The sequence below is a fragment of the Mesorhizobium sp. CA14 genome, from assembly GCF_020165195.1.
Taxonomy (GTDB): Bacteria; Pseudomonadota; Alphaproteobacteria; order Rhizobiales; family Rhizobiaceae; genus Mesorhizobium.
In genome coordinates this window covers 65,423-91,880 of the sequence record NZ_JAIUHR010000001.1, presented here as the reverse complement: position 1 = coordinate 91,880, position 26,458 = coordinate 65,423, and the positions used below count along the sequence as shown (strand labels likewise).

Here is a 26,458-nt window from a genome sequence, read left to right as displayed (position 1 = left end):
AATCCACGGATCCGTAATGATATTTTGGGCATGGCGATGAAGGACGGCGAGGTCTTCGGCACGACGCAGGCGGGCGAGGCCGTGCGCCGGTTCACCATTCGCGGCGGCGGCATCACCGCCAACATCATCGGGCTCGGCGCCATCATCCAGGATCTCAGGCTGAGCGGCCATGACGCGCCGCTGGTGCTTGGCTACGACCGTTTCGAACCCTACGAGACCGACCGCGCCTTCTTCGGGGCGGTGGTCGGCCGCTTCGCCAACCGCATCGGCGGGGGCCGCTTCACGATCGCCGGCAGCCGCTACCAGACCGAGCAGAATTTTCTCGGCAAGCACACGCTGCATGGCGGCTCGGAAGGCTATTTCCGCCGGCCATGGACCGTCTCGCTGCATGGCCGCGATTTTGTGACGCTGACGCTGCACGATCCGGACGGCGCCATGGGCTTTCCCGGCGCGCTCGACGTCACTTGCACCTACCGGCTGAAGATCCCGGGCACGCTCAGCATGGAACTGACCGCGACCTGCGAGGAGCCGACGCTCTGCAACCTCGCGCAGCACTCCTATTTCAATCTCGATGATGGCGGGGCCGGCGACATTCTCGACCACCGGCTGATGCTCAATGCCGGCGCCTACACGCCCGTCGATGACGAGATGATCCCGACCGGCGTGGTGAAGCCGGTCGACGGCACGCCTTTCGATTTCCGGCAGGCGCGGGCGCTGCGCATGGAAATGGAAGGCGAGCAGCTTCGCTACGACCTGAATTACTGTCTGGCCTCCAGCCGCGGGCCGCTGCACCAGGCTGCCTGGGTGCAAGGCGCCAATTCCGGCGTCGAGATGGAAGTGTGGACCACCGAACCGGGACTGCAGCTCTATAGCGGCCAGTTCGTAGCGCCGACGTCACCGGGGCTCGACGGCCGCCGCTACAAGGCGTTTTCAGGCCTCTGCCTCGAAGCGCAGACATGGCCGGACGCGCCGAACCGGCCCTATTTCCCGCAGGCGACGCTGTGGCCGGGGCAGATCTATCATCAGGTGACGGAGTACCGGTTCCGTCTGCCTTAAGGTTTGACGATATTGAAGTGATGGCCAGCTAAGCTTCGATGCTGTTTAACTTTCGAATGCAGCTCTCAACGTCTCGAATGGAGCCAGAGCACCGCGAACCTGCACCACCGCGGCGGCGACTTTGTGCGCGCGGCGCGCCGCGTCGGCGGGCGCATGGCCGGCAAGCCGGGCGGCGAGATAGCCGCCGTTGAAGGAATCGCCAGCGCCCGTCGTGTCGACAGGGGCGGCCACGTGCACGGCGTCAACGATTTGCGAAGCGCCGTTCAGCGCAATCAGGGCAGGCTGCTCGCCGTTCTTGACCACGACCTCGCCGATTAGCTTGCCAAGGCGTTCCGTCGTTGCCTGCGGCGTCGCGTCGCCGAACAGCATCTGCTCGTCTGGAAAAGTCGGAAGCGCTATGTCGGCCACGGCAAGCGCTTCCAGGATCGCGGCCTGTGCCGTCTCGCGGCTCGGCCACAGACGCGGCCGGTAATTCGGGTCGAAGGCGACGAGCGAGCCGGCCTTGCGGGCCGCAACTATGGCCGTCAGCAAAGTTTTCCGCGCGGCCTCGTCCAGAATTGCCAGGGTGATTCCGGAAAAATAGACAAGCACTTGGTTTTCAAGGCTTTTTGCGAGTGCCGTCGGGTCCGAGGCGAGCTGGCGCGCGGCCGCGTCGCTTCGCCAGTAGGTGAAGGCGCGCTCGGCCCCGGTAAGCGTTATGGCGTAAAGGCCGGGGCGCGCGCCGGCAATGACCGGACTGTTGCCCACGCCTATGCCATTCTCGGCAAAGAAAGCGATCTGGTCGCGCGAGAATGGGTCGTCGCCGAAGGCTGTCACATAGGTGGCCGGCCGTTCCGGGCTCAAGGCGTGCAACGCCCAGAGCGTGTTGAAGGTGTCCCCTGCAAAACCCATTCGCCAATTCGGGCCTGTCTGGCCCGACAGTTCCAGCATGCATTCGCCGATCGACGCGATACCATTGGCCATGCGAGCTTGTCCCTTCCTAAGATGTTGTTGCTGTAGCTTTTTGCGGCTGGCAGCGCCATGCTTGGCTACCGGCGAATTTTGCGCCAGAAGCGATTTCCACAGGCGGGCCGGGACGCGGCAAGCGCCCCGCGACGTTAGCAGCCGAAGAGGAATGGGCTTGGCATCGATATGGCGTTACATCCTTGCGGGTCTTGGTCTGGCCGCTCTGCTGGTCGGCATCGTGACCGCCGTCTATCTGACGTTGCCGCAACCAGCGCCCGGACCGGACCTGTCGCGCTCGAAAAAGACGGCCAACGGCCTGTTCGTCGCGAGCTTCGAGCCGGAGCGCGGCGTCGTCCGGCAGGGCGAGCTGCAGTCCTGGCTGCTGACGCTGAAGACCGCAGCCGGCGCGCCGGTGGAGGGCGCTGCCATCACCGTTTCCGGCGGGATGCCGCAGCACGATCACGGCCTGCCGACCAGTCCGCAGGCGACCGACTACCTGGGCCAGGGGCGCTATCGCATCGATGGCGTGAAGTTCACGATGAGCGGCTGGTGGCAATTGCGCTTTGCCGTCTCGGCGGCGGCGGGTTCCGATTCCGTCGTCTTCAACATCGTTTTGTGAGCGGGCGATGAGGTGGCTGATCAGCGTCGCGAGCCTCTTGGCTTTAGCCGCTCTCGCCTCTGTGGGCGGCTGCGGCGAGCCGCAGTTCAGCGATGCCGAGAAGAAGACCATTGCATCTTTGGCGCTGAACACGCTGCCGTCATTGAAACCCGACACCACGAACCAGTATGCGGACCTACCGGCGGCTGCCGCGCTCGGCTCGACGTTGTTCTTCGATGGCGGGATGAGCCGCGACGGCACGGTGTCCTGCTCGACCTGCCACAAGATCGACCGCCAGTTCCAGGACGACCTGCCGCAGGCGGTCGGTGTCGGCCACACCAACCGCCGCACGATGCCGTTGGCGGGCGTGGCGCGCAATCCCTGGTTCTTCTGGGACGGAAGGCGCGACAGCCTGTGGGCGCAGGCGCTGACGCCGCTTGAAAATCCGCTCGAGCAGGCCGGCAACCGGGCCGCCTTCGCGCATTACATCAAGAAGCGGTTCGGCGAGCGCTATGAGCGCATCTTCGGACTGCTGCCGGACCTTTCCGCCGTGCCGGCCAATGCCAGCCCGCTCGGCAGCGACGCCGAGAAGGCGGCGTGGAACGCCATGCCCACCGGCCAGCAAGAAGACGTCAACCGCGTCTTCGCCAATATCGGCAAGGCGATCGCCGCCTTCGAGCGCTCGATCGAGCCTGAGCAGACGCGCTTCGACCGCTTTGCCATTGATCTGGCCACCGGGGCCGCGCCGCAAGGCGACGCCGCGTTCTCGCCGGAGGAAGTCTTTGGGCTGAAGCTGTTCATCGGCAAGGCCAATTGCGTGACCTGCCACAATGGCCCGCGCTTCACCGATAACTCCTTCCACAACACCGCCGTGCCGCCGATCGACGGCCTGCCGCCGGACCGCGGGCGCGTCGATGCCGTGGCGCAGGTCGAGGCCGATCCGTTCAACTGTCTCGGCAAGTTCCGCGACGGCGACGAAAGCGCCTGCCGCGAGCTGCGCTTCATGGTGAAGGACGGGCCGCAAATGATGCGCGCCTACAAGACGCCGTCGCTCAGGGGGGCCGCAAGCCGGCCGCCCTACATGCATGCCGGCCAGTTCGCGACACTCGAGGAGGTGGTGGCGCATTATTCGAAGGCGCCGCCCAGCATGGAAGGCGTCTCGGAAGTGCACTCGCTCGACCTGTCCGAGCGCGAGCGGGCTGCACTGGTGGCTTTTCTCAAGACGCTGTCTGATTAGCGGTCCTTCACCGTCTCCATCGCCACAAAGGTCGACGTCTGGGCGACATGGGGTAGGGCGGAGATGCGCTCGCCGAGCACCCGGCGATAGGCGGCGATGTCGGTGGTGCGGACCTTCAACAGATAATCGAAGCTCGATGCCATCATGTGGCATTGCTCGATCTCCGGCACGCCCTGAACAGCGCGGTTGAAAGCGTCGAGCGCTGCCGAGCGCGTGTCCGATAGCTTCACTTGGACGAAGGCGACATGGCCTTCGCCCATGCGCTCGCGGTCGATGACCGCGCGGTAGCCTCTTATGTACCCGTCCTTCTCCAGCCGCTTCACGCGCGCCTGCACCGGCGTCTTCGACAGGCCGACCTTCAAAGCCAGTTCGGACATTGAAAGCCTGCCGTCGCGCCCGAGCGCGGACAGGATGTTGCGGTCAATGCGGTCCAATTGGTCTTCGATCATCGAAACCACGGTCGAAATGATGAGATTACTCCCTATATGATAGATCGATCAGTCTATCTTGTCGATTTCTTTGGACCGACTGGAATTCGCAGCTGTGCTAGCTTGCGCCATTCGGTCCGGCGGACGCCAGACCGTTCGTTCACGCTCGCTTTCATGGACCCGACATGCCGCTCGACGCCATCCGCCAGCAGATCCGCGCCAATTATTTGCCCGACGAAGATGAGGCGGTGAAGCGCCTGTCGGCGACGGCGGGGCTTTCGGCGCAGGAGCGCAAGGCGATCTCGGCGCGCGCGGCCGATCTGGTGCGGGCGGTGCGCGGCTCGACCGATCCCAGGCTGATGGAGGTCTTCCTCTCGGCCTACGGCCTGTCGACCAAGGAAGGCGTGGCGCTGATGTGTCTCGCCGAAGCCCTGCTGCGCGTGCCCGATGCCGAGACGATGGACGATCTCATCGCCGACAAGATCGCGCCGCATGACTGGTCGGCGCATTCGGGTGGTTCGAGCTCGATCTTCGTCAACGCATCGACCTGGGCGCTGATGCTGACCGGCCGCGTGCTCGACGAAGGCGAGGGCGGTATCGAGGGCACGCTGCGCGCTATGGTGCGCAGGCTCGGCGAGCCGGTGATCCGCAAGGCGGTCGCCGCTGCGATGCGCGAGATGGGCGAGCAATTCGTGCTTGGCCGCACCATCGCCGAGGCCGTCAAGCGCGGCCGGACGATGACGCAGAAGGGCTATCTCTATTCCTTCGACATGCTGGGCGAAGCGGCCCGCACCGAAGCCGACGCGCTGCGTTACCACCGCGCCTATGCTGAGGCGATCTCCTCGCTCGATGCCGGGTCGAACGGTCCCGACATCCGCTACAATCATGGCATTTCGGTCAAGCTCTCGGCGCTGCATCCGCGCTACGAGGTGGCGCAGCGCGAGACCATGCTGCCGGTGATGGCCGAACGGCTTCTGTCGCTGGCGCTTGCCGCCCGGCATTCGCGCATGGGCCTCAACATCGACGCCGAAGAGGCGGACCGCCTCGACCTGTCGCTCGACGTCATCGAACGCGTGCTGGCCGAGCCGGAACTTGCCGGCTGGGACGGTTTCGGCGTCGTTGTCCAGGCCTATGGCCCGCGCGCGGCTTTCGCCATCGACTGGCTCTATGCGCTTGCCAAGAAATACGACCGCCGGATCATGGTGCGGCTGGTGAAGGGCGCCTATTGGGACACGGAAATCAAGCGGGCGCAGACGCTTGGCTTGTCCGGTTATCCCGTCTTCACCCGCAAGGCCAACACCGACGTTTCGTATCTCGCCTGCGCGAAGAAGCTTTTGTCGATGACCGACCGGATCTATCCGCAGTTCGCCACGCATAACGCGCACACGGTTGCCGCCATCTTGTCGATGGCGACGGACCGCGACAGCTTCGAGTTCCAGCGCCTGCACGGCATGGGCGAGGCGCTGCATGAGACGGTGCGCCAAGCCGAAGGCACGCGCTGCCGCATCTATGCGCCGGTCGGCGCGCATTCCGACCTGCTTGCCTATCTGGTGCGGCGTCTGCTGGAAAACGGCGCCAACTCCTCCTTCGTCCACCAGTTGACCGACGAGGAGGTCGAGCCGGAGGAGATCGCGCGCGACCCGCTCGCGGTTGTCGAGACGCAGGGGCCGGCCGCCAATCCGGCGATCACGCGCCCGGCCGCGATCTTCGGCGCCGGCCGGCGCAATTCCAAAGGCTTCGACATCACCGATCCGGTGACGCTCGCGGCCATCGACAAGGCGAGGGCGGCGTTCGCCGGCGCGGATCGCTGGCACGCCAAGCCGGTCACGCGCGCCGCCGGCTACGGCCAGCCGCGCCAGATCGTCAATCCGGCCAAGCCCGACGAGATCGTCGGCACCGTGCATGAGTCGGCGGCCAAGCAGGTGGCGACCGCCGTGCGCATCGCCGTCGACGCGCAACCCGCCTGGGCGAAGCGCCCGGTTGCCGAGCGCGCCGCTATCCTCAACCGCGCCGCCGATCTCTACGAGGCCAATGCCGCCGAGTTCTTCGCTCTCGCCACCCGCGAGGCCGGCAAGTCGCTGGCCGACGGGGTGGCCGAGGTGCGCGAAGCGGTCGACTTCCTGCGCTACTACGCCGCCGAGGCGGCCAATGCCGAAGCGGGCACGCAAGCGCGCGGCGCGATCGTCTGCATCTCGCCGTGGAATTTCCCGCTGGCGATCTTCACCGGCCAGATCGCGGCAGCTTTGGTCACCGGCAATTCGGTCATCGCCAAACCGGCCGAGCAGACGCCGCTGATCGCTTTCCGCGCTGTGGAAATGCTGCGCGAGGCCGGCGTGCCGGAGGATGTCATCCAATTGCTGCCGGGCGATGGCGCCTCGGTCGGCGCGCCGCTGACGGCCGACCCGCGCATTGCCGGCGTCTGCTTCACTGGCTCGACCGAGGTCGCCAAGCTGATCGAGAAGCAACTGGCCGAGACCGCTACGCCGGACGCCATGCTGATTGCCGAAACGGGCGGCTTGAACGCGATGATCGTCGATTCCACCGCGCTGCCGGAACAGGCGGTGCGCGACATCCTCGCCTCCGCCTTCCAGAGCGCCGGCCAGCGCTGCTCGGCGCTGCGCGTGCTCTACGTCCAGAAGGACGTCGAGAAGAAGATGCTGGAGATGCTGAAGGGCGCGATGGAAGCGCTCAATGTCGGCAATCCCTGGGCCATCTCGACCGATGTCGGCCCGGTTATCGACGACGAGGCGCAAGCGTCGATCAGCGACTATTGCAGGAAGAAGGGGCTGGAAGGCAGGCTCATCGCAAAATTGGAGGCGCCGGCAAGCGGCCGCTTCGTCGCGCCGCATGTCTTCCGGGTCAAAGGCATAGAGGAAATGGAGCGCGAGGTGTTCGGCCCGGTGCTGAATGTCGCGACCTTCGACGCCGACGAGATCGACGCGGTGATCGCCGCCATCAACCGCAAGGGCTACGGCCTGACCTTTGGCCTGCACACGCGCATCGAGGGCCGCGTCCAGCATTTTGTCGACGGCATCCATGCCGGCAACATCTATGTCAACCGCAACCAGATCGGCGCCGTCGTCGGCTCGCAGCCTTTTGGTGGCGAGGGGCTTTCGGGCACCGGCCCGAAGGCCGGCGGACCGCACTACCTGCGCCGCTTCCGCAAGGGGCCGGAGGCCGGGACCGAGGTTGGCGAGGGCCACAAGGTGACCGCGACCGAGCTTGCCGACAATCTGCCGGATCCGACGTTCGGCGGCTGGTCGACGCGACCGGACCGCGTGGCGATCCTGAGGAAGCATCTGCGCGGCAAGGGCGCGGCGGCGATCGCCGCAGCTGCCAGCCTCGATTTCGGCCAGGTCGACCTGCCAGGGCCGACCGGCGAGGCCAACACGCTGTCGCTGGCGCCGCGCGGCCGGGTGCTCTGCCTTGGCCCGGATGCCGAGACGCTGCTTGCCCAGACTATCCAGGCGCTTGCGGCCGGCAATGCGGTTCTGGCGGTGGCGCCGGGCGCGCCGGTTGCGCTGTCGCCGTTGACCGGCAAGGGTCTGCCGCTCGCGGCGATCGACGGTCGGCCAGATCCGGTGGAGGCACGTTCGCTGCGGGTCGATGTCGTCGCCTTCTCCGGCACGCCGGAGGCGGCGCGCATCGTGCGCAAGGTGATTGCCGAGCGCGCCGGGCCGATCGTGCCGCTGGTCAGCGAGGTGCTCAACCCGGCCGCTTACGCCCATGAGCGCGCGGTCTGCGTCGACACCACGGCGGCGGGCGGCAACGCCAGCCTGCTCGCCGCGGCTTAGTCAGCTCGAGACGAGTTTGGCGGAGGCGCGTTTCAAGCGCCTTCGACGACCGAGAAGCCTTCGAATTGCGGATGGCCGAGATAGTGCACCTTCGAGCCGCCAGCGTTGCGATGGGCGGCGCGGAAGTTTTCCGATTTCGTCCAGGCGACGAAATCCTCCTGGCTTGCCCAGACCGTGTGCGAGGCAAACAGCGTGTAGCCCTCGGTCTCGTCGACCGGACCGCGCAGCAGGTGGAATTCCCTAAAACCCTGCATTCCGGAGAGGCTTGAATCGCGATTCTTCCAGACGTCCTCGAAGGCTTCTTCCGAGCCGTTCTGGACCTTGAAGCGGTTCATAGCGATGTACATTGGCTTCCTTTCGAAATGGACGAATTCCTAGGATGGCGAAGGCTTTAAAAGGGGCCGATCCGCGCCTTGAACACCCAACTCGATTTTCCGGTCTCGGGCGGAATGGGAGGGAACGGGGCTTGTTTGCGCACCAGCGTCAAAGCGAATTGATCGAGCTCGGCGGAGCCTGAACTTTCAGCGAGCTGCAGGTCGCTGACGCTGCCGTCGGCCGCGACGACGAAAACCACCCTGGCATTGTTGCGAGCCTTGGCCTGGATCGGTTTCGAAACGCGACGGTTGGCGCGGGCAAGCTTCTTCTGGATTTCACCGCTGTATCGGGATTCCAGCGCATTGCCGGCGGCCTGTTTCTTGCCCTTGCTGGCGATGACCGGCGCCTCACGCGTATCGCCATCGGCCGTGCCGCGCGGTTCAACGGTTTCGCTTGGCCCCGCCGATGCGGCTGGTGCGCTCGATGCCGCGCTCGGGACCGGCGATTGCTCGGGCTCGGCAGGGGGCGCTTGTGTGCTATGCGGCTCGATCGCGGGCGTCGGCTTACTGTCCGTGGGGACGCTCTGATCATCCTGGCGCGGTGCGGCGGCCGACAGGATATCCGGCGTAGAGGCCTGCTCCTTGACGGCTTCCGGCGGAGGCTGGCGCGCCACTTGCTCACTTACCGGATGCGGCGCCTCGGCCGGCGGAGCGGGTTTTGCGGCCTGGCGTTTCACCGGCTGCGGATCCGGGACCAGGGTAACATCCACCGCGCCGGACGCCTGGTCGTCCAAGGCGCTGCCGATGACGTTGGCGCCGGACTGGTCGGCGCCCTCGGCCCTGATCGCGTCTGCAGGATCGAATGTCCCCGCGGGTGCGATCAGAAACGCCGCCGCGGCGGCACCATGGAGCAGGCCGGAGGCAACGATCGCCACCATCCATCTGCGGTCTCCCGCGGATTGCCGCGTCTGCATGAGCGGCGCGTCCGGCTTGATCGCCGGTTCACTGCCTGCATCGGAAGGGTGATTGATGTCCTGCATGGCTCGCGCCGAGACCTGCCGCACGCGACAAGGAATTGTCAAATCAAGATCGGTTGCCGCCCATGGCGGTGGACCGGAGGCAGGCCACGCCATGACGCCATGCGGAATGGCCGGATGCAATCCTATCCCTATACGCCGAAAGCGCCTCGGGCCGGAGCCGGCGCGGACTGGGCCCACGCCGGCACCATAGCAAGCGACATCGCAAACGACGAGGCCAGCAGACGAAAGGATGCCGTCAAGCATTTCATGCCTAGCTCAGCCTCCGAAGCGCATGGTTGCCGCGAGCTTAAGCGTGACGCCGGGTTCGTAGAGGACGGCGGTCGTGCTTCCGTTGAGCGGGTTGGCGTATTTGACGTCGAACAGATTGTCGGCGCGGAAGTCGAGCTTGAGATTGTCCGTCGCCTGATAGCTGGCGAAGGCGTTGACCAGCGTATAATCCTTGGCCACCGGATTGCCCTTGGGCTTGCTGTTGTACTGCACCTCGCCGCCGACGGTCAGCTTGTCCTCAAGGAAGCGCAGGCCGAGCTGGGCCGTCACCTGCGAGGAGGGGATGGTAGCCAGGTCGGCGCGCTCGCCTTCATAGGAGATGGTGTGGCCGTTGATTATGGAGGCCGACAGGCCGGCATAGCCCCAGCCGGCATCGTAGACGCTTTCCAGCTCGAAGCCGTTGATCTTGGCCTTGGCGAAGTTCTGGTACTGGAAGCAGATCGGAATGCCCGGGCCGAACGGGCAGCCGCTGGTTGGGTCGAAGGGCGAGAGCGTCACGCCGTCGATGTAATCGTCGACGTTGTTGTGGAAGTAGGCAGCCTTGAGCCGCAGCGCGTCGCCGCCCTCGATGATGTCGTTCTGCTGGTAGTTGACGCCGAACTCGACGGTCTTGCCCGTCTCGGGCTTCAGATTCGGATTGGGCAGGAACGGGAAGCTGACGCCGGCCGGATGGTTGCCGCTGATCAGCGTCTCGGTCAGAGAGGGGGAGCGATAGCCTTCCGCATAGGTGCCGTAGAATTGCAGGCCGGCGAGACCTGCGCTTTCGAAGGGCGAGACGCCGACCGTGATGCGCGGCGAAACCCTGTCGCCGGACGTCTCATTCGTGTCGTCCTTCAGGCTGTAATTGTCGTAGCGCAGGCCGCCAATGACCTCGATCCACTCCCAGGTCAGCTTGTCCTGTATGTAAGCGCCGGAGACATTGCGCTTGCCGGACGGCGTGTAGAAGGCGTCGCCGCCGGCGCTGCCGCCGGTCTCGACATCGTCGCCGACCCAGTCGCCGCCATAGGTCAGTTCGTGCGCGACGCTCGCCGTCTCGAAGCGGGATGTGTTCCATATGTCGATGCCGGTCGTGCCGACATCGAAGGTGGACAGCGAGCCAGCCGGCAGCACCACGGGCAGGCCGGTCGTCGGATCGAAGCGGTTCTGCGCGGTAAGCGTGGTCAGGTCGAGAATTGTCTTATTGTAGGAGGCGTTGATGTGGAGGTCGAGCCAGCTCCTGGCATCGTCGGTGATGTTGTAGCGGGCCGTGAAGGTATTCGACTTGAGATCGACGTCATTCGCCGGCACGCCGCCGCTGGTCTCGGTCCAGCCGTCCTTCGAGCCGACCCAGCCGAGCTTCAGCTCGCTGTTCTCGGTCGGGCGTATGGTGGTCTTGAGCAGGCCGCTCAGCACGTCGAAACCGGTGCCGGCAACGGTGTCGCCGCCGCCATTCTTGTAGTCGCCATAGTCGCGATAGACGATGTTGCCGAGAACATCCCAATTGTCGTTGATCTTATAGGCGCCGGTCGCGCTGGCGGTCCAGCCTTTGCCGTTGCTTTCATAGCGCCCGGTCAGCGAGCCGGCCCAGGTCTCATCCGGCCTGAGGAAATCCTGGGCATCCTTGGTGTCGAAGAAGACGACGCCGCCGATGGCGCCGGAGCCATAGGTGTTGGCGGTCGGGCCGCGGATGACGTCGACGGATTTGATCAGTTCGGGATCGACATAGAAGGTCGATTGCGTGCCATGGTCCGAGCGCTGGAAATCCTGCCTTGCGCCGTCGACGATCACCGCGACGCGGCCGAAATCCTGCAGGCCGCGGATGTTGATGCTGGAGCTGACGCGGCGCGCGTCGGCCTGCACGGTGACACCGGGCACGCCGAGAAGCATCTCGTTCGGCGTCGTCGCCATGCGACGGTCGAGCTGCTCCTGGTCGACATGGCTGGCCGAGGCAAGCGACTGGATCGCGGTTTCGCCGGTGCGGCTGATGACGAGGATCTTGTCGAGAAGCGTCCCTTCGGCTGCGGCCTGCTCATCGGCCTTCTTTTTCTGGTCGGCCTGCTGCTGGTTGGCCGGCTGCGCGGCTTGCTGCGCTCGCGCGGCGGGCGCGCTGAGCGCGATCGCCGCCGCTCCGGCCATCAATGTGGCGATTGTCTTTGCAATTGATCGGAAGCCCGGCCCCGCGCTATCGCCCGCAAGGCCCGTCCGTCCCCAAGTCGTCAACCCCATTACCCCAACTCCAGATTTCAGGCTCGCAGCTGGCTGGCCGTTGGCTTGCTCGCATTTTTGATCATATCCGGCGTCATAAATGTTGACTCATTTACTCCGGTAATGCACTGACTAGTAAACATGATTATTCGAGTCAAGAATTGAATCGGCATTTTAGGAGGCTGCGGCCAAGCTGGCCGTCAGAGGAAAGGACCGACCCGATGAACACGCACAATCCCGACGATTTCCGCTATCGCGTCCGCCGTCCGGACGACACGCAGATGCGTTACGAAAGGGTGCCGTTGGCGGTGAGGACGCTCTCCAGCAACACGCTGTTCCAGGGCGAGCACGAGATCGGCATCGAGCATCATGGCGCGCTCTACCGCCTGAAGATCACCCGCCAGGGCAAGTTGATTCTCAACAAGTGAGGACCGGGGGGCGGCAGACGAGCAGACATCAGGCAATACAGGTGGACGATATGGACCAGCGCGCTAAGCCGTCGCCGGAGGAAATCCGGCGGGCGCGAGAAGAAAATCCGAAAATGCGGGAGCGCGATCTCTCGGCGCAATTGGGCATTTCGGAAGCGGAACTGGTCGCCGCGCATTGCTGCGTCGGCACTGTCCGTGTCGAGCCGCGCGTCAACGATCTTTTGACCGGCCTCGAGGCGGTCGGCGAGGTGATGGCGCTGACGCGCAACGAAAGCGCCGTGCACGAAAAGATCGGCGTCTACGACAAGGTCGTGACCGGCAACCACAACGCCATGGTGCTTGGCGAAAACATCGACCTGCGCATCTTCCCGAAAGTCTGGGCGCATGGCTTTGCCGTCGAAAAGCGCGACGGCGGCGAAATCCGCCGCAGCCTGCAGTTCTTCGACGCGGCCGGCGAGGCGGTGCACAAGGTGCATCTAAGGCCCGCATCCAACCTCTATGCCTACCAGAAACTGGTGGCGAGCCTCGAATCCTCGAACCAGGAACCGACCGTCGCGATCCTCCCAAGCGCAGCGGAAAAGGAGGGTGAGACGCAGAGTTCGGGTGCCTCGATCGACGATCTGCGCGACCGCTGGAGCCGGCTCACCGACGTGCATCAGTTTTTCGGCATGTTGAAGACGCTGAAGCTCAGCCGCCGCGAGGCGGTGCGCATGGTGGGCCAGGACTATGCCTGGCTGCTCGACAATGATGCGGTCAGCGCCATGTTCCACCACGCTGCTGCAGGCGAGATGCCCATCATGTGCTTCGTGGGCAACCGCGGCTGCATCCAGATCCATTCCGGCCCGATCAAATCGGTCAAGCCGATGGGCCCGTGGATCAACGTGCTCGATGAGACTTTCCACCTGCATCTGAGGATTGACCACATCCACGAGGTCTGGGCGGTGCGCAAGCCGACCAAGGACGGCCATGTCACCTCGCTGGAGGCGTATGACGCCAGTGGCGGCATGATCATCCAGTTCTTCGGCAAGCGCCATGAAGGCGAAGGCGAGCGCGAAGACTGGCGTTTTCTCGCCGAGAACCTGCCCCGCATTCCCAACCCGACCGCGGCATGAGGTGGCACCCAATGCGCCTTGTTCTCAGTTTCCGCGCTGCGCTTGCGCCGATGCTTGGCGTGCTGCTTGCCGTTATCCCGCTGCCTGCCGGAGCCGACGAAGGGAAAGCCGTCTTTTCGGATGCTTCGCGAATTGTCTCGATCGGAGGCTCGATCACTGAGATCGTCTATGCGCTCGGTGAGGAGGGACATCTCGTCGCCCGCGATTCGACCAGCTCCTATCCGGAAGAAGCGCAGAAGCTGCCGGATGTCGGTTACATGCGCGCCCTCTCGCCCGAGGGTGTCCTGTCGGTCAATCCGAGCGGAATCCTGGCCCTGCAGGGCAGCGGCCCGAAGGAAGCGGTCGACGTGCTGAAGAAGTCGAGCGTGCCTTTCGTCGAGGTGCCGGACCACTACAATCATGAGGGCATCCTCGAAAAGATCCGCGTCGTCGGCAAGGCGCTGGGGGTCGAGGCCAAGGCGGAGAAGCTCGCCGCCGAGACGGACGCGAAGCTGACGGCGGCGGAAAAGCAGACGGCCTCGATCAAGGATCGCAAGCGCGTGCTGTTTGTGCTGTCGACGCAAGGCGGCAAGATCCTTGCCGCGGGCAGCGACACTGCGGCCGACGGCATCGTCAGGCTTGCTGGCGCGGTCAACGCGGTCGATGGTTTCTCCGGTTACAAGCCGATGACGGATGAGGCGATCGTCAGCGCCAGGCCGGATGTCATCCTGACCATGAAGGGCGGCGGACCGCCGGTCTCGGAGGAGGAGCTGTTTGCCAACCCGGCCGTCGCGTCGACCCCGGCTGGCACGAACCGCAAGATGATCAGCATGGGGGGCAGCTATCTGCTCGGCTTCGGGCCGCGCACCGCCGAAGCCATCCACGATCTTGCGGTCGCGCTTTATGGCAACCAGGTCTTGGACTAAGCGGCCATGGCCGAACAGTCGATAGCAGGCACGCCAGGCCGGGCGATGGCAGCCGATGGCGACCGCTCGGCGCGAGCAAGGTTCGTCATCGCGCTTTTGTGCCTGGCGCTGGCGCTTTCCGTACTCCTGTCGTTGACGGCGGGCGCTTCCGACGCATCGGCCATCCGCGTCATCCGCGACTGGTTCACCGGCGCCGTGCCGTCGGATGGCGCGCTTGCGGCGCGCGACCGGCTGATCGTCTAGACGTCCGCATGCCGCGCCTGCTGCTCGGCGTGCTCATCGGCGCCGCGCTGGCCGTCTGCGGCGCGGTGATGCAGGGCCTGTTCCGCAACCCGCTTGCCGATCCCGGCCTGATCGGCGTTTCCGCCGGCTCCAGCCTCGGTGCGGTGGCGATCATCGTGGTCGGCACGACCTGGCTCGCGCCCGTCACGCTTGCGCTCGGCACGCTCGCTTTGCCGCTCGCGGCATTCTTCGGCGGGCTCGCGGTGACGTTGCTGCTCTACGCGATCGCCACGCGCCAGGGCAGGACGTCGGTCGCCACGATGCTGCTTGCCGGCATCGCCACCAGCACTCTTGCCATGGCGATCACGGGCATCCTCATCTTCATGGCCGACGACCGGCAACTGCGCGACCTGACCTTCTGGCAACTCGGCTCGCTGGCCGGCGCGACATGGCCGAAGATCGGCACCGTCGGGCCGGTGATCGTCCTTGCGCTGGCCGCGATGCCGTTTCTGTCGCGCGGCCTCAACGCGCTGGCGCTGGGCGAAGCGACCGCGGGCCATCTCGGCATTCCGGTGCAGCGGCTGAAATACACGGCCATCGTCGGCGTGTCGGCGGCGGTCGGCGCTTCGGTCGCGGTCAGCGGCGGCATCGGCTTCATCGGCATTGTCGTGCCGCATGTGCTGCGGCTGGCGATCGGGCCGGACAACCGTTATTTGCTGCCGGCCTCGGCCCTGCTCGGCGCGTCGCTGCTTCTCATCGCCGACGCGGTCGCCCGCACTGTCGTCGCGCCCGCCGAACTGCCGATCGGCATCGTCACCGCGGTCGCCGGCGCGCCGTTCTTCCTGTGGATCCTGCTGCGCAAGCGCGGCGTCGTTGATCTGTGAGTTCGCCATGATCGAAGCGCGCGACATTTCGGTGGCGATCGGCGGCAAGCGCATCGTCTCCCATGTCGATTTCACGGCGCAGCCCAGCGAGGTGACGGCCATCGTCGGGCCAAACGGATCCGGCAAGACGACCTTGCTCAAGGCGCTGACAGGCGAGCTCGCCTATGCCGGCACCGTCACCCTCAACGGCCGCGACCTGTCGTCAATGAAGCCGGTCGAGGCAGCCACGCTGCGCGCGGTGCTGCCGCAGGCCACGGCGCTGTCCTTCCCGTTCACCGTGCGCGAGATCGTGCGCCTCGGCCTGATCGGCGGGCGCTCCGGCGTGCTGCCCGGCGAGGATGCGCGTTTGCCCGAGCGGGCGCTGGCGCGTGTCGACCTCGACGGTTTCGCCGGCCGTTTCTACCAGGAACTTTCCGGCGGCGAGCAGCAGCGCGTGCAGCTTGCACGCGTGCTTTGTCAGGTCTGGGCGCCGGTGCTCGAACGGCGGCCGCGCTATCTATTCCTCGACGAGCCGGTCTCCAGCCTCGACATCAAGCACCAGCTCATCATCATGAACATCGCGCGCGATTTCGCCCGGCGCGGCGGCGGCGTGGTGGCGATCCTGCATGACCTCAATTTGACGGCCATGTATGCCGACCGGATTTTCATGCTGCATGGCGGCCGGCTGGCGGCTGCGGGGTCGCCAACGGACGTGCTCAACGATGAGCTGATCGAAAAGGTGTTCGACTGCAGGCTCAAGGTCGGCGCGCTGCCCGCCGGAAGCGTGCCGTTCGTGCTGCCGCAGTCGGCGGCTTAGGCTGCCGGGGCGCGCTGCTCCAGGAGGTCGATGCCGAGCAGGCTGCGCACATTCGGACGCGCGGCGACGAGGTCGGCAATCGTGTAGCGGGAGAGCACGGCGAAGAAGGCGTTGAGCGCCTCGCGGAGCGCCGAATTCAGGGCGCAGCTGTCGACCAGCGGGCATTCGGCCGCGTCGTTCTCGAAGCACTCGGCCATGGCGAAGCTCTCTTCGGTCACGCGCACGACATCGAACAGGCTGATCTGCTCGGCCGGACGGCCAAGCCTGACGCCGCCATTCCTGCCGCGCACGGTCTCGACCAGGCCGGCCTCGACCAGCGGCTGCAGGATCTTGAAGAGGAACAGCTCGGACACCGAATAGGCGGCGGCGATCTCGGGGATGCGGCTCAGCCTTTCAGTGTTAGCGGCGCAGTACATCAGAATGCGCATCGCATAATTGGTCTGGCGCGTGAGCCGCATGGTATCCTCGCGAAATATTAGCTTGAGCCGAATATGGCCCATAGTTTGGAACAATTCCAGACTGGACCGGTACATAGCTGAACAATCGTGTCAACTTTTTCGTGCATGCCGGAGCTTCTGGCGGCTCGGGATGCCGCCCAAGCTTCGAGCGAGCGTTTTGGCGGCGCAGCCACTAGATAAAGGCGGGTGCAAACAGGAAACGGCCTTTCCATGTCACAGTCAGCTCCGGCCCTCGCGCCGGCTCGATTCGATGCCGATGCGCAAGCAAAGCTCGCGGCATTGCGGCGGACCAAGTCCATCGCCGCCGCGGCGCTTGCGCTGTCCATTCTCGTGTTCGCGCTCGCCAAGTCCTTCGAGGGCAGCTACCCATGGCTCGGTTTCGTCGCCGCCTTCGCCGAGGCCGCGACCATCGGCGGCATCGCCGACTGGTATGCCGTGGTGGCACTGTTCCGGCGGCCGCTCGGGCTGCCGATCCCGCACACCGCGATCATTCCGGAGAACCAGCACCGTATCGCCGACAATCTCGGCCGTTTCATAGAAGTCAATTTCCTGGCGCCGGAGCCGGTGCGGGAAAAGCTCGCCGAGGTCGATTTCGCCGCTTTGGTCGCCGATTGGCTCGCCGATGCCGAACGCGCCGCCGACCTGTCGCGATTCGTCGCACGGCTGGTGCCGCAGACGCTGACTGCGGTTGAGCAATCCGGCCTGCGCGACTTCGTCACCAGCCGCATGCTGGAGCAGATCGAAAAGGTACCGCTGGCGCCGCTCGCGGCGGAGCTTTTGTCGGCGCTGACCGATGAGCGCCGCCACCAAAGACTGTTCGACGAGTTCACCAGGGTCGTCGGGCGTTTCCTCAATGACGAGCAGGCGCTGGCAACGATGCGTGAGAAGATCCGCGAGGAACTGCCGTCGCTGTTCAACCTGTTTCGCGCCGACGCCTATCTCTTGAAGAAGATCGTCGCTTCGGCAGGCTCGCTGCTCGATGAGGTGCGGGCCGATCCCAACCATCCGATGCGTGTCGAATTCGACGGCTTCGTACTTGGCTTCATCGAGCGGCTCAGGACCTCGAAGCAATATGCAAGGCGGGCCGAGAAGCTGAAGCGCGATTTCCTCGGCCGTCCGGAAGTGAGGGCGCTGGCCGGCGATGCGTGGACGAGCCTGCGCCTGTTCATCGAGCAGGACGCCAATGCGCCGGATTCGATGATCCGCGAGCACCTCGCCAACATGTTCGTCGAGGTCGGCAGGCATCTGGCCGACGACGCCCAGATCAGGGCCGACATGAACCAGGGTTTTGTCGTCGCGCTGGCCTCCTTCGTGGAAAGCCAGAAGAGCGGGGTGTCGACATTCATCGCCGACCAGGTCAAGCGCTGGGACCTGGCGCAACTGACGCGGCTGATCGAGACGAATATCGGCAAGGACCTGCAATATATCCGCTTCAACGGCATGATCATCGGCGGGCTTGCCGGCCTGGCGCTGTATACGGCGGAGCGGCTGTTCCTCGTCAATTGACGCTGGCCCAAGGAGCACTATTCTCCTTCAAGGGCGCCGCATGGCGGCCGGCAGGAGGGACAGCATGGCAAAACAACCGGAGTCAGACTCCTTTCTCGACATGTTCAGCAGGTTCGGCCGCGATCTCAAGCTGCCGAATGTCGATGTCCAGGCGATCCTCGATCATCATCGCAAGAATCTCGAAGCCCTGGAAAAATCGGCGAGGGCAAGTGCGGCAGGCGCCTCCTCGGTGCTGGCGAGGCAGCATGAGATGGTGCAGAATGCCCTGCATGAGATCACGCGCATGGCGCAGAACTACCAGACGCCCGGCAATCCGCAGGAACTGATGAGCAAGCAGGCGGAATTTGCCCGCAGGTCGTTCGAGACGACGCTGAAGAATGCCAGCGAAGTGGCTGACCTTGTGCGCAAATCCAGCACCGAATCGGTCGAGATCCTGCGCGACCGGATCCGGGATGCGATGGCGGAAATCCGCGCCGGCTACGAAAAGAAATAGGCTACCTGGCGATTTCGGGCCCATCACCGACCGACATGCGATGCAACCGGCGCAGGCGCCCGAGCGTTCTCGGCCTGCCTAAAGCATCAACTCTACCGGCGAAAATCGCGGGGCGGCGAATTGACAGAGGCCGCCGCTTCATGGTCGGGAGACAGGCAAAAGTGATGGGAAAGCCGGAATGACGGAAACACGGCCGAGAACGCCGCCGACTTTCGAACAGTTGCGCACGATGTCCGGGCAGGAGCTCGGCGTGTCCGACTGGACGACGGTCGACCAGCAGCGCATCGACCAGTTCGCCGAGTGCACGGGCGACCACCAATGGATCCATGTCGATCCGGAGCGGGCGAAACGGCAGAGCCCGTTCCGCACCACGATCGCGCATGGCTATCTGACCTTGTCGATCATCGGCGCGCTGGCGCTGGAGATGGGCATCGTGCCGGAAAACACCCAGGCCGCTTTCAATTACGGCTTCGACAAGGTGCGCTTCCTGGCGCCGGTCAAGGCCGGCGGGCGCATCAGGCTGCGCATCACGCTGCTTTCCATGGAGGATCTCGGCCCGGGACAGTATCTGATGAAGGCGGCCAACACCGTCGAGATCGAGGGCGAGCAGAAGCCGGCGCTGACGGCCGAAACGCTGGTAATGATGTACGAGCGCCGCAAGCGGGCAGGGGCATAGGGCCTGCCGAGACTGGCCTATGCGGCCTTGCGACGAGACGCGGCTATCGCCCTTTCGAGCACCCTGAAAATACGTTCGTCGGCGCACTGGGCAACGTTGAAGCGCATGAAGCGGCCGGCGGTGTGCGACAGGCTGAAGGCGTTGCCGGGCGCCAGCACGACATTGTCCGAAAGCGCATGGCGCGCGACGTCGGCGGCATCGATGCCGTCGGGCAGGCGGCACCAGAGGAACATGCCGGCAGGCTGGTCGATCCAGGGCACGATGCCCATCGCCTTCAGCCCGCCAGCGGTCTCGGCCATGGCGCGCGACAGGCGCGTGCGCAACTGCTCGACATGTTTTCGGTAACTGCCGTCCTTCAGCAGGGTCAGCACGAGCTCCGAGGACAGCCGGGTGCCGCCGAATGTCGTGGCGATCTTGAGATCGGTCAGGCCTTCCATCCAGTCGGCTGGCGCCGCGATGAAGCCGCAGCGCACCGAGGCCGACAGCGTCTTGGAGAAGGAGCCGATCTGGACGACGCGCTGCAGCCCGTCAAAGGCCGCGAGCCTCGGGGCAGGGCTGTGTTCGAAGTCGGCGAAGATATCGTCCTCGACGATGGTGAGATCCGCCTGGTCGGCGAGCTTCAGGAGCCGATGCGCGGTGACTGGCGACAGGATCGCGCCGGTCGGGTTGTGGATGCCGGAATTGGTGATGTAGAGGCGCGGCCGGTGCTCGGCGAGCGCCTCGGCGAATAGTTCGATGTCCGGCCCCGAAGGCGTGTAGGGCACGCCAACCACCTTGGCTTGATGGGCGCGCAGCAGCGCGTGGAAATTGAAGTAGCAAGGATCGTCGACCAGGACCGCATCGCCGGGCTCGATCAGGAAGCGGCACAGAAGGTCGATTGCCTGGGTGCCGCAGTCGGTCAGCATGATCTGGTCCGGCGAGACCTCGACGCCATGGTCGGCCATGCGCCTTGCCAGCAATTGGCGCAGCGGTGGCAGGCCTAGCGGCGTGCCGTAATCGGCAAGCGCCACATCGTCCGCACGGGCAGCGGTGCGCAGCGCCCGGCGCAAGGCGGCCTGCGGCATCCAGGATGCCGGCAGCCAGCCGCAGCCGGGCTTCAGCATCTCCTCGCCCGCTTCGAGCGACTGCCGCGAGACCCAGAGCGGATCGACGGCGCGGTCAAGCCGAGGACCGATCTCGGCTAGTGACAATGGCGCGAGCTGGCCGGCGGCATAGAAACCCGAGCCCGGCCGCGAACGGATCGTGCCTTCCGCCGCGAGGCGCTCATAGGCTTCGACCACGGTCGATTTCGACACCTGCATGGATTTGGCCATGACCCGTATCGACGGCAGGCGGGCTCCGGGCGTCAGCGTGCGCGCCGCGATGCGCTGGCGAATTGCCGCCATGACGGTCTCGACGAGGGTGGCGCCACTGGCATTTGGGTCCGAGACGTCCATCTGTACTTTCCTGCCGACCATTACAGTTTTGTAGAATTGTACCGCATTGTCTCTGGTGACGCCACGGCCCGCACCGGTACGAAAGCGCAAACGGAGCAGTTCATGGAAAAGAGTTTCGACGGCTGGCTCAGCGGCTTCATCGGGGTGCTGATCTTCAGCGGGTCGCTGCCGGCGACGCGGGTGGCGGTGATGGATTTCGACCCGACCTTCCTGACGGCGGCCCGAGCGGTGATCGCCGGCCTACTCGGGATCGCGATGCTGCTGCTGTTTCGCGAGAAGCGTCCGGAGCGCAGCGACCTGATCTCGCTCGCCGTCGTTGCGCTGGGTGTCGTGGTCGGCTTCCCCTTGCTGACGGCGCTGGCGCTGAAGCATATCACTTCGGCGCATTCGATTATCTTTGTCGGCCTGCTGCCGCTGGCGACCGCGATCTTCGGCGTGCTGCGCGGCGGCGACCGTCCGCGTCCGGCCTTCTGGCTGTTCTCGTGCCTGGGAAGCGCTTTGGTCGCGGGATTCGCCCTGGCGCAAGGCGTCACCGCGTCGCCGGTCGGCGACGGCCTGATGCTCGGCGCCATCATCGTCTGCGGGCTGGGTTACGCCGAAGGGGCCAAGCTGTCGCGCAAGCTCGGCGGCTGGCAGGTGATCTGCTGGGCCTTGGCGCTGTCGCTGCCGGTCATGCTGGCGTTGAGCTTCGCGACGCTGCCGCCATCTTTTGCGGCCATCGGTTCGGGCGCTTGGATCGGCCTCGGCTATGTCTCGCTGTTCAGCATGCTGATCGGCTTCATCTTCTGGTACCGCGGCCTGGCACAAGGCGGCATCGCCGCCGTCGGGCAGCTGCAGCTGCTGCAGCCCTTCTTCGGCCTGGCGCTGGCGGCGAGCCTGTTGCACGAGCAGGTCAGCCCGATGATGGTGGTCGTCACGCTGGGCGTCGTGGCCTGCGTGTTCGGGGCGAAGAAGTTCGCGCGGTAAGCGCCTACTGATTTGTTTTGACGCAATTCCGGACGGAAAACCGTTTCACACTTTTCCTGGAATTGCTCAGAACTTCGTCACCACCCCGATACCGATGCCCTCGAAGCCGCCCATTGCCATCAGCGCGGCGGGCGCCTCTTCGAGACTGATCTTCTTGCCCACCAGCAATTCGGGCTTCAGCTTGCCGGTGCGGATCATCTCCATCATCGCGTTGTAGCGGTAGGCCTGCATGCCGTGGCTGCCTAAAATTTCGAGCTCGAAGGCGATCACCTTGTCCATCGGCACCTGCGGGCGGGCATGTTCGCCCAGCATCAGCCCGACCTGAACATGGCGGCCGCGCCGGCGCAGATTGGCGATCGAGTTGAAGGAGGTGGTCGGGTGTCCGAGCGCGTCCATCGACATATGCGCGCCGCCATTGGTGATCTGCTTGACGGCCTTGACGACGTTCTGCGTCGTCGAGGCATTGATCGTCGCCACTGCGCCGATCTTTTTGGCGAACTGCAGCTTCTCGTCGGTGAGGTCGATGGCAATGACATTGGCGCCCATGGCGCTGGCGATCATGATCGCCGACAGGCCGACACCGCCGCAGCCATGCACCGCCACCCATTCGCCCGGCGTCACGCGGCCCTGGTCGACGATGGCGCGGAAGGAGGTGACGAAGCGGCAGCCGAGGCTGGCGGCGGTGGCGAATTCCATCTCTTCGGGCAGGCGCACCAGATTGGTGTCGGCGTGCTCGATGCCGACATATTCGGCGAAGGAGCCCCAGCCGGTGAAGCCCGGCTGCGTCTGGTGCTCGCAGACCTGATGGTTGCCCGACGTGCATTCGAAGCAACGGCCGCAGCCGACGGCGAAGGGGACCGTGACGCGATCGCCGGCCTTCCAGCGGCCGACCTGCTTGCCGGCGGCGACGACGACGCCAGCCAACTCATGTCCGGGGACGTGCGGCAGCGTGATGCCGTCATCATGGCCCATCCAGCCATGCCAGTCGCTGCGGCAAAGACCCGTAGCCTCGACCTTTATGACCACGCCATCGGCCGCCGGTTTGGGATCGGGAACGGTCTGGATCGTCGGCGCCTCGCCGAATTTCTCGTAAACGACGGCTTTCATGGGGAGTCCTTCAATTCGTTACTCGGCATCGATCTGGTTCTGCGGCGCAGCCTTCTGGAACGCCGGCAACGCCATGCAGGCGGCGTTGATGCGCGCAATCACGGGGTAGGGCGCCATGTCGACGCCGAAGCGGGCATTGTTGGTGACCTGGGCGGCAAGGCAGATGTCGGCAAGGCCGGGCGCATCACCGTGGCAGAAGGTGCCGGTCTCAGGCGACGAAGCCAGAATCTTCTCAAGCGGCTGAAAACCTTCGTTCACCCAATGCCGGAACCAGTTGACGACATCCTCGTCGCCGGCGCCGAACAAACTGCGCAGCGAGGTCAGCACGCGCAGATTGTTCACCGGGTGGATGTCGCAGGCGATCATCTGCGCCAGCATCCGCACTCGTGCCCGACCCAGCGCATCCTTCGGCAGCAGCGGCGGCTCCGGCTGGATCTCGTCGAGATATTCGATGATTGCCAGCGACTGGGTCAGAAGCGTGCCATTATCCAGAACCAGCGCCGGCACCAGCCCTTGCGGATTGACGGCAAGATAGGCGGGCTCGAGATGCTCGCCATGGCGCAGATGATGCGGCACATAGGTGTAGTCCAGCCCCTTGATCGCCAGGGCGATCCGCACCCGGTAGGAGGTGGAGGAGCGGTAGTAATTGTGGAGGACGAGATTGCTCATCGCCTCGGCTGCCCGATGGTCACCGCGATCTGGCCGATGCCGTCGACGCCGCCGGTGATCCTGTCGCCGGCCTGGATTGCACCGACGCCGGCCGGCGTACCGGTGAAGATCAGGTCACCGGGTTGCAGCTCGACCGCCTCGCTGCAGATCGAGACGATGTCGGCGACCGGCCAGATCAGTTCGGCAAGGTCGCCGTCCTGCTTCACCGCGCCGTTGACGGCAAGCCAGATGCGGCCTTTGTCCGGATGTCCCGTTTTCGCGGCCGGAACGAGCGGTCCGCAAGGCGCGGATTGGTCGAACGCCTTCGACCAATCCCAGGGACGCGCCGCTTTCTTGGCCTGATCCTGCAGGTCGCGGCGGGTCAGGTCGACGCCGACGCCATAGCCCCAGACATGGGCGAGCGCGTCTTCGCGCGGAACGCGGAAGCCGGCTTTGCCGATGGCAACGACCAGCTCGATCTCGTGGTGCAGGTTCGAGGTCAAAGGCGGGTAGGGGATCTCGGCGCCGCTGTCGACCACCGCGTCGGCCGGCTTGGTGAAGAAAAAGGGCGGGTCGCGCTCGTCATTGCCGAGCTCGCGCGCATGCGCCGCGTAATTGCGGCCGACGCAGAAGATGCGGCGCACGGCAAACCGCTCCGCCGAGCCTGCAACGGCAACCGAAGCAGCGGCCGGCGGCGGAAGGACGAATTCTGGCATCAGTTTTCTCTGCGTTGGCATGAATCGTGTCACCTTCCGCCGATTTTGACGGACGGGCAAGACTGAGGACGACCCACGCGTATTGTCCTGTCGTTTCAACGACAATGCGCTGTACCATTGGGCGTATACTATTTGCCAATAATCCGGCCATGGTCGTAGGACTATCCTGTGCCGGCTGGAAACCGAACCGATGCCTGAATTCACGCAATGACCTCCGTCAGCGATCGCGCCCGCTTCCTGATCATCGACGACCACCCGCTGTTTCGCGAGGCGCTGCATAGTGCTGTGCAGATGGCCTATCCGGACGTCGACACCGTCGAGGCGCGTTCGATCGCGGAAGCGATCGAGCTTCTTGCCGACGCCAAGCCGTTCGACCTCGCGCTGCTCGATTTGAGCATGCCCGACGTGCATGGCTTCGAGGGGCTGTTGCAGCTGAGGACCCGCTATCCGCGGCTGCCGGTGGTGATCGTGTCGGGCTATGAGGAACCGAAGATCATCTCCGAGGCGTTGTCCTATGGCGCCGCCGGCTTCATCCCGAAATCGGCCAGGAAGAGCGACCTCGCCGCGGCCATTCGCTCGGTGATGGATGGCGCGGTCTATGTGCCGGAAAATTACGAGGGCCAGCCGCCCGATCCCGACAGCACCGACCGCGCCGACATGGTGCAGCGCCTGGCCAGGCTGACGCCGCAGCAACTGAGGGTCCTGCAGATGCTGCGCCAGGGCATGCTCAACAAGCAGATCGCCTACGAGTTGCAGGTGGGCGAGACCACGGTGAAGGCACATGTCTCGGAGATTTTGCGCAAGCTCAACGTCTACAGCCGCACGCAAGCGGTGATCGAGGTATCGAAGCTCGACAATGCGGAGCTGTTTCGGGATCAGGCGGGATTTTGAGGGCGGTATTTCTACGCCAACAAATGCGCCAAGAGCGCCCGCAATTGCGCCGGCTTCAGCGGCTTGCGCATCAGCTCTATGCCGGCGGCGCGGGCGGCCTTGGCGACGGGTTCGGAGCCGTCAGCGGTGACGATCAGCGCCGGCACGGGGCGGCCGAGATAGTCGCGCACTTCGGCTATCGTTGACGTGCCGAGGTCGCCGCCGTCGAGATGCTGGTCGGCGATGATGATGTCGGGCACCCAGGCGGTATCGCCGAGCAGGTCGAGCGCATCGTCGGTCGAGGTGGCGGCGCGTACCTGGCACTGCCAGCGCTCGAGCAGCGAGGTCATGGCGGCGAGCACGTCGGCGTCGTTTTCGACGAGCAGCACCTTAGTGCCGAACAGGCCATAGCCGCGCGGGCGATCCATGTCGGCGCTGGCCGTCGCCGGTTCGGCCGGCGCCATGCCGATCGGTACGTCGATGTGGAAGATGGTGCCGCGCCCGACCTTTGAGGAAAAGGTTACCGGGTGGCCGAGCGCGGCGGCCATGCGGCGCACGATGGCGAGGCCGAGGCCAAGCCCGCCGGCAAGTCCGGCATCGGCAAGCGTCGCGGTGCCGCGGTGGAATTCCTCGAAGACCGCCTCCCGCTGGTCCTCGGCAATACCGCAGCCCGTGTCGGCGACGTCGATGCGGATGGTGTCGCCGCGATGCCTGGTGCCGACCAGCACGCCGCCCGAGCGGGTGTAGCGCAGCGCGTTGGAAAGGATGTTCTGCAGGATACGTCTAAGCAGTGTGCGGTCGGAGCGCACGACGACGTTGACCGGCCGGAATTTCAGTGACAGGCCTTTCTTTTCCGCTTCGGGAAGGAAGTCCGAGCGTAGCGAGGAAAACAGCGCCTCCAGGCTGACATCGCCTATTTCGGGCTGCACCACGCCGGCGTCGAGCTTGGAGATGTCGAGCAGCGTGCGCAGCAGGTCTTCCATCGTCTCCAGCGAGCGCTCGACCTGGCGCACCAGCTTCCTGCCTTCGTCGCTGGTCTGAACCTCGGCCAGCGCCGAGACCGACAGATGCGCTGCGTTCAGCGGCTGCAGCACATCGTGGCTGGCGGCGGCGAGAAACCTGGTCTTGGAGAGGTTCGCGAGTTCCGCGTTCTCCTTCGCCGCGCTGAGGTCGGTGTTCGACTGCTCGAGCCGGCGCAGCGTGGCGTGCAATTCCTCGGTGCGGTTGCGCACCCGGTTTTCCAGCGAAATCGCGGTCTGGAACAGCGAGAAGGCGTTGCCCTGCTGGTCCATCGAGCGCTCGACGCGACTGACCAGCGCTGCGTTGATCTTCTTCAGCCTTTCGAGGTCGTCGATGTCGCGAAGCGGCATCG

At 65.1% G+C, this 26,458-nt stretch carries 24 protein-coding genes and 1 pseudogene; 14 read left to right on the top strand and 11 right to left on the bottom strand.

What is annotated here, in order from left to right; all coding sequences use genetic code 11:
- The first annotated feature begins 30 nt into the window (after window positions 1-30).
- The gene (locus tag LB565_RS00455) at window positions 31-1,056 is read left to right on the top strand and encodes an aldose epimerase family protein (protein WP_224581248.1); all 1,026 of its coding nucleotides are present in this window, start codon (window positions 31-33) and stop codon (window positions 1,054-1,056) included.
- Window positions 1,057-1,101: 45 nt separating this feature from the next.
- On the opposite strand, the gene LB565_RS00450 is transcribed toward LB565_RS00455, so the two are convergent.
- Window positions 1,102-2,019, bottom strand: coding sequence for a sugar kinase (locus tag LB565_RS00450; protein WP_224581247.1), 918 nt, complete (start codon window positions 2,017-2,019; stop codon window positions 1,102-1,104).
- Between the two features lie 157 nt (window positions 2,020-2,176).
- Here LB565_RS00450 and LB565_RS00445 point away from each other — a divergent pair, with 157 nt between their 5' ends.
- Entirely contained in the window at window positions 2,177-2,620 is a 444-nt protein-coding gene (locus LB565_RS00445) for a FixH family protein (RefSeq protein WP_224581246.1), read from the top strand.
- A 7-nt stretch (window positions 2,621-2,627) separates the two neighbouring features.
- Entirely contained in the window at window positions 2,628-3,836 is a 1,209-nt protein-coding gene (locus LB565_RS00440) for a cytochrome-c peroxidase (RefSeq protein WP_224581245.1), read from the top strand.
- Here the strand turns inward: LB565_RS00440 and LB565_RS00435 are convergent.
- Window positions 3,833-4,285, bottom strand: a complete 453-nt coding sequence (locus LB565_RS00435; protein WP_126060325.1) for an Lrp/AsnC family transcriptional regulator — start codon at window positions 4,283-4,285, stop codon at window positions 3,833-3,835. The two genes, LB565_RS00440 and LB565_RS00435, sit on opposite strands and share 4 nt — an antisense overlap.
- Before the next feature lie 164 nt (window positions 4,286-4,449).
- Between LB565_RS00435 and putA the strand changes: the two genes are divergently transcribed.
- Window positions 4,450-8,058, top strand: coding sequence for a bifunctional proline dehydrogenase/L-glutamate gamma-semialdehyde dehydrogenase PutA (putA, locus tag LB565_RS00430; RefSeq protein WP_224581244.1), 3,609 nt, complete (start codon window positions 4,450-4,452; stop codon window positions 8,056-8,058).
- 32 nt (window positions 8,059-8,090) lie between these two features.
- Here the strand turns inward: putA and LB565_RS00425 are convergent, their stop codons facing one another.
- From LB565_RS00425 to LB565_RS00415, 3 genes are all read right to left on the bottom strand, one after another.
- Window positions 8,091-8,405, bottom strand: coding sequence for an antibiotic biosynthesis monooxygenase family protein (locus tag LB565_RS00425; RefSeq protein ID WP_224581243.1), 315 nt, complete (start codon window positions 8,403-8,405; stop codon window positions 8,091-8,093).
- Window positions 8,406-8,449: 44 nt separating this feature from the next.
- Window positions 8,450-9,412 carry an energy transducer TonB gene (locus LB565_RS00420; protein ID WP_224581242.1) on the bottom strand — a complete coding sequence of 321 codons (963 nt, stop codon included), beginning with the start codon at window positions 9,410-9,412 and terminating at the stop codon, window positions 8,450-8,452.
- A 255-nt stretch (window positions 9,413-9,667) separates the two neighbouring features.
- Window positions 9,668-11,884 (bottom strand): TonB-dependent hemoglobin/transferrin/lactoferrin family receptor, encoded by a 2,217-nt coding sequence (locus tag LB565_RS00415; RefSeq protein WP_224581241.1) that lies wholly within the window; start codon window positions 11,882-11,884, stop codon window positions 9,668-9,670.
- 200 nt (window positions 11,885-12,084) lie between these two features.
- On the opposite strand from LB565_RS00415, the gene hemP reads away from it, so the two are divergent.
- From hemP to LB565_RS00390, 5 genes and pseudogenes are all read left to right on the top strand, one after another.
- Window positions 12,085-12,291 carry a hemin uptake protein HemP gene (gene hemP, locus LB565_RS00410; protein ID WP_224581240.1) on the top strand — a complete coding sequence of 69 codons (207 nt, stop codon included), beginning with the start codon at window positions 12,085-12,087 and terminating at the stop codon, window positions 12,289-12,291.
- Window positions 12,292-12,341: 50 nt separating this feature from the next.
- On the top strand, window positions 12,342-13,403 hold the full coding sequence (locus LB565_RS00405; protein WP_224581239.1) for a hemin-degrading factor: 1,062 nt from the start codon (window positions 12,342-12,344) through the stop codon (window positions 13,401-13,403).
- A gap of 11 nt (window positions 13,404-13,414) precedes the next feature.
- Window positions 13,415-14,308: a hemin ABC transporter substrate-binding protein gene (locus LB565_RS00400; RefSeq protein WP_224581238.1), complete on the top strand. Its 894-nt coding sequence runs from the start codon at window positions 13,415-13,417 to the stop codon at window positions 14,306-14,308.
- Between the two features lie 6 nt (window positions 14,309-14,314).
- Window positions 14,315-15,414, top strand: a pseudogene (locus tag LB565_RS00395) (FecCD family ABC transporter permease).
- Between the two features lie 7 nt (window positions 15,415-15,421).
- Entirely contained in the window at window positions 15,422-16,210 is a 789-nt protein-coding gene (locus LB565_RS00390; protein ID WP_224581237.1) for a heme ABC transporter ATP-binding protein, read from the top strand.
- On the opposite strand, the gene rirA is transcribed toward LB565_RS00390, so the two are convergent.
- The gene (gene rirA / locus LB565_RS00385) at window positions 16,207-16,668 is read right to left on the bottom strand and encodes an iron-responsive transcriptional regulator RirA (protein WP_224581236.1); all 462 of its coding nucleotides are present in this window, start codon (window positions 16,666-16,668) and stop codon (window positions 16,207-16,209) included. The two genes, LB565_RS00390 and rirA, sit on opposite strands and share 4 nt — an antisense overlap.
- A 210-nt stretch (window positions 16,669-16,878) precedes the next feature.
- Between rirA and LB565_RS00380 the strand changes: the two genes are divergently transcribed.
- The 3 genes from LB565_RS00380 (at window position 16,879) to LB565_RS00370 (ending at window position 19,343) form a co-directional block, all read left to right on the top strand.
- Entirely contained in the window at window positions 16,879-18,174 is a 1,296-nt protein-coding gene (locus tag LB565_RS00380) for a DUF445 domain-containing protein (RefSeq protein WP_224581235.1), read from the top strand.
- 64 nt (window positions 18,175-18,238) lie between these two features.
- A complete protein-coding gene (locus LB565_RS00375) occupies window positions 18,239-18,667 on the top strand; it encodes a phasin family protein (protein WP_224581234.1) in 429 nt (142 codons plus the stop codon).
- Between the two features lie 178 nt (window positions 18,668-18,845).
- Complete coding sequence (locus LB565_RS00370; protein ID WP_224581233.1) at window positions 18,846-19,343, top strand: MaoC family dehydratase; 498 nt, start codon at window positions 18,846-18,848, stop codon at window positions 19,341-19,343.
- A 17-nt stretch (window positions 19,344-19,360) separates the two neighbouring features.
- On the opposite strand, the gene LB565_RS00365 is transcribed toward LB565_RS00370, so the two are convergent.
- A complete protein-coding gene (locus LB565_RS00365; protein ID WP_224581232.1) occupies window positions 19,361-20,779 on the bottom strand; it encodes a PLP-dependent aminotransferase family protein in 1,419 nt (472 codons plus the stop codon).
- Between the two features lie 102 nt (window positions 20,780-20,881).
- Here LB565_RS00365 and LB565_RS00360 point away from each other — a divergent pair, with 102 nt between their 5' ends.
- Entirely contained in the window at window positions 20,882-21,745 is an 864-nt protein-coding gene (locus tag LB565_RS00360) for a DMT family transporter (RefSeq protein WP_224581231.1), read from the top strand.
- A 66-nt stretch (window positions 21,746-21,811) separates the two neighbouring features.
- On the opposite strand, the gene LB565_RS00355 is transcribed toward LB565_RS00360, so the two are convergent.
- From LB565_RS00355 to LB565_RS00345, 3 genes are read right to left on the bottom strand one after another with little or no spacing between them, the layout of a single operon-like run.
- Complete coding sequence (locus tag LB565_RS00355; RefSeq protein ID WP_224581230.1) at window positions 21,812-22,852, bottom strand: zinc-dependent alcohol dehydrogenase family protein; 1,041 nt, start codon at window positions 22,850-22,852, stop codon at window positions 21,812-21,814.
- An 18-nt stretch (window positions 22,853-22,870) separates the two neighbouring features.
- Complete coding sequence (maiA, locus tag LB565_RS00350) at window positions 22,871-23,521, bottom strand: maleylacetoacetate isomerase (protein WP_224581229.1); 651 nt, start codon at window positions 23,519-23,521, stop codon at window positions 22,871-22,873.
- Window positions 23,518-24,216 carry a fumarylacetoacetate hydrolase family protein gene (locus LB565_RS00345; protein ID WP_224581228.1) on the bottom strand — a complete coding sequence of 233 codons (699 nt, stop codon included), beginning with the start codon at window positions 24,214-24,216 and terminating at the stop codon, window positions 23,518-23,520. Before LB565_RS00345 ends, maiA begins: the two co-directional genes overlap by 4 nt.
- Window positions 24,217-24,423: 207 nt before the next feature.
- Here LB565_RS00345 and LB565_RS00340 point away from each other — a divergent pair, with 207 nt between their 5' ends.
- Window positions 24,424-25,107 (top strand): response regulator, encoded by a 684-nt coding sequence (locus LB565_RS00340; RefSeq protein WP_040981753.1) that lies wholly within the window; start codon window positions 24,424-24,426, stop codon window positions 25,105-25,107.
- Window positions 25,108-25,118: 11 nt separating this feature from the next.
- On the opposite strand, the gene LB565_RS00335 is transcribed toward LB565_RS00340, so the two are convergent.
- The gene (locus tag LB565_RS00335) at window positions 25,119-26,456 is read right to left on the bottom strand and encodes a hybrid sensor histidine kinase/response regulator (protein WP_224581227.1); all 1,338 of its coding nucleotides are present in this window, start codon (window positions 26,454-26,456) and stop codon (window positions 25,119-25,121) included.
- Window positions 26,457-26,458: the final 2 nt, after the last annotated feature.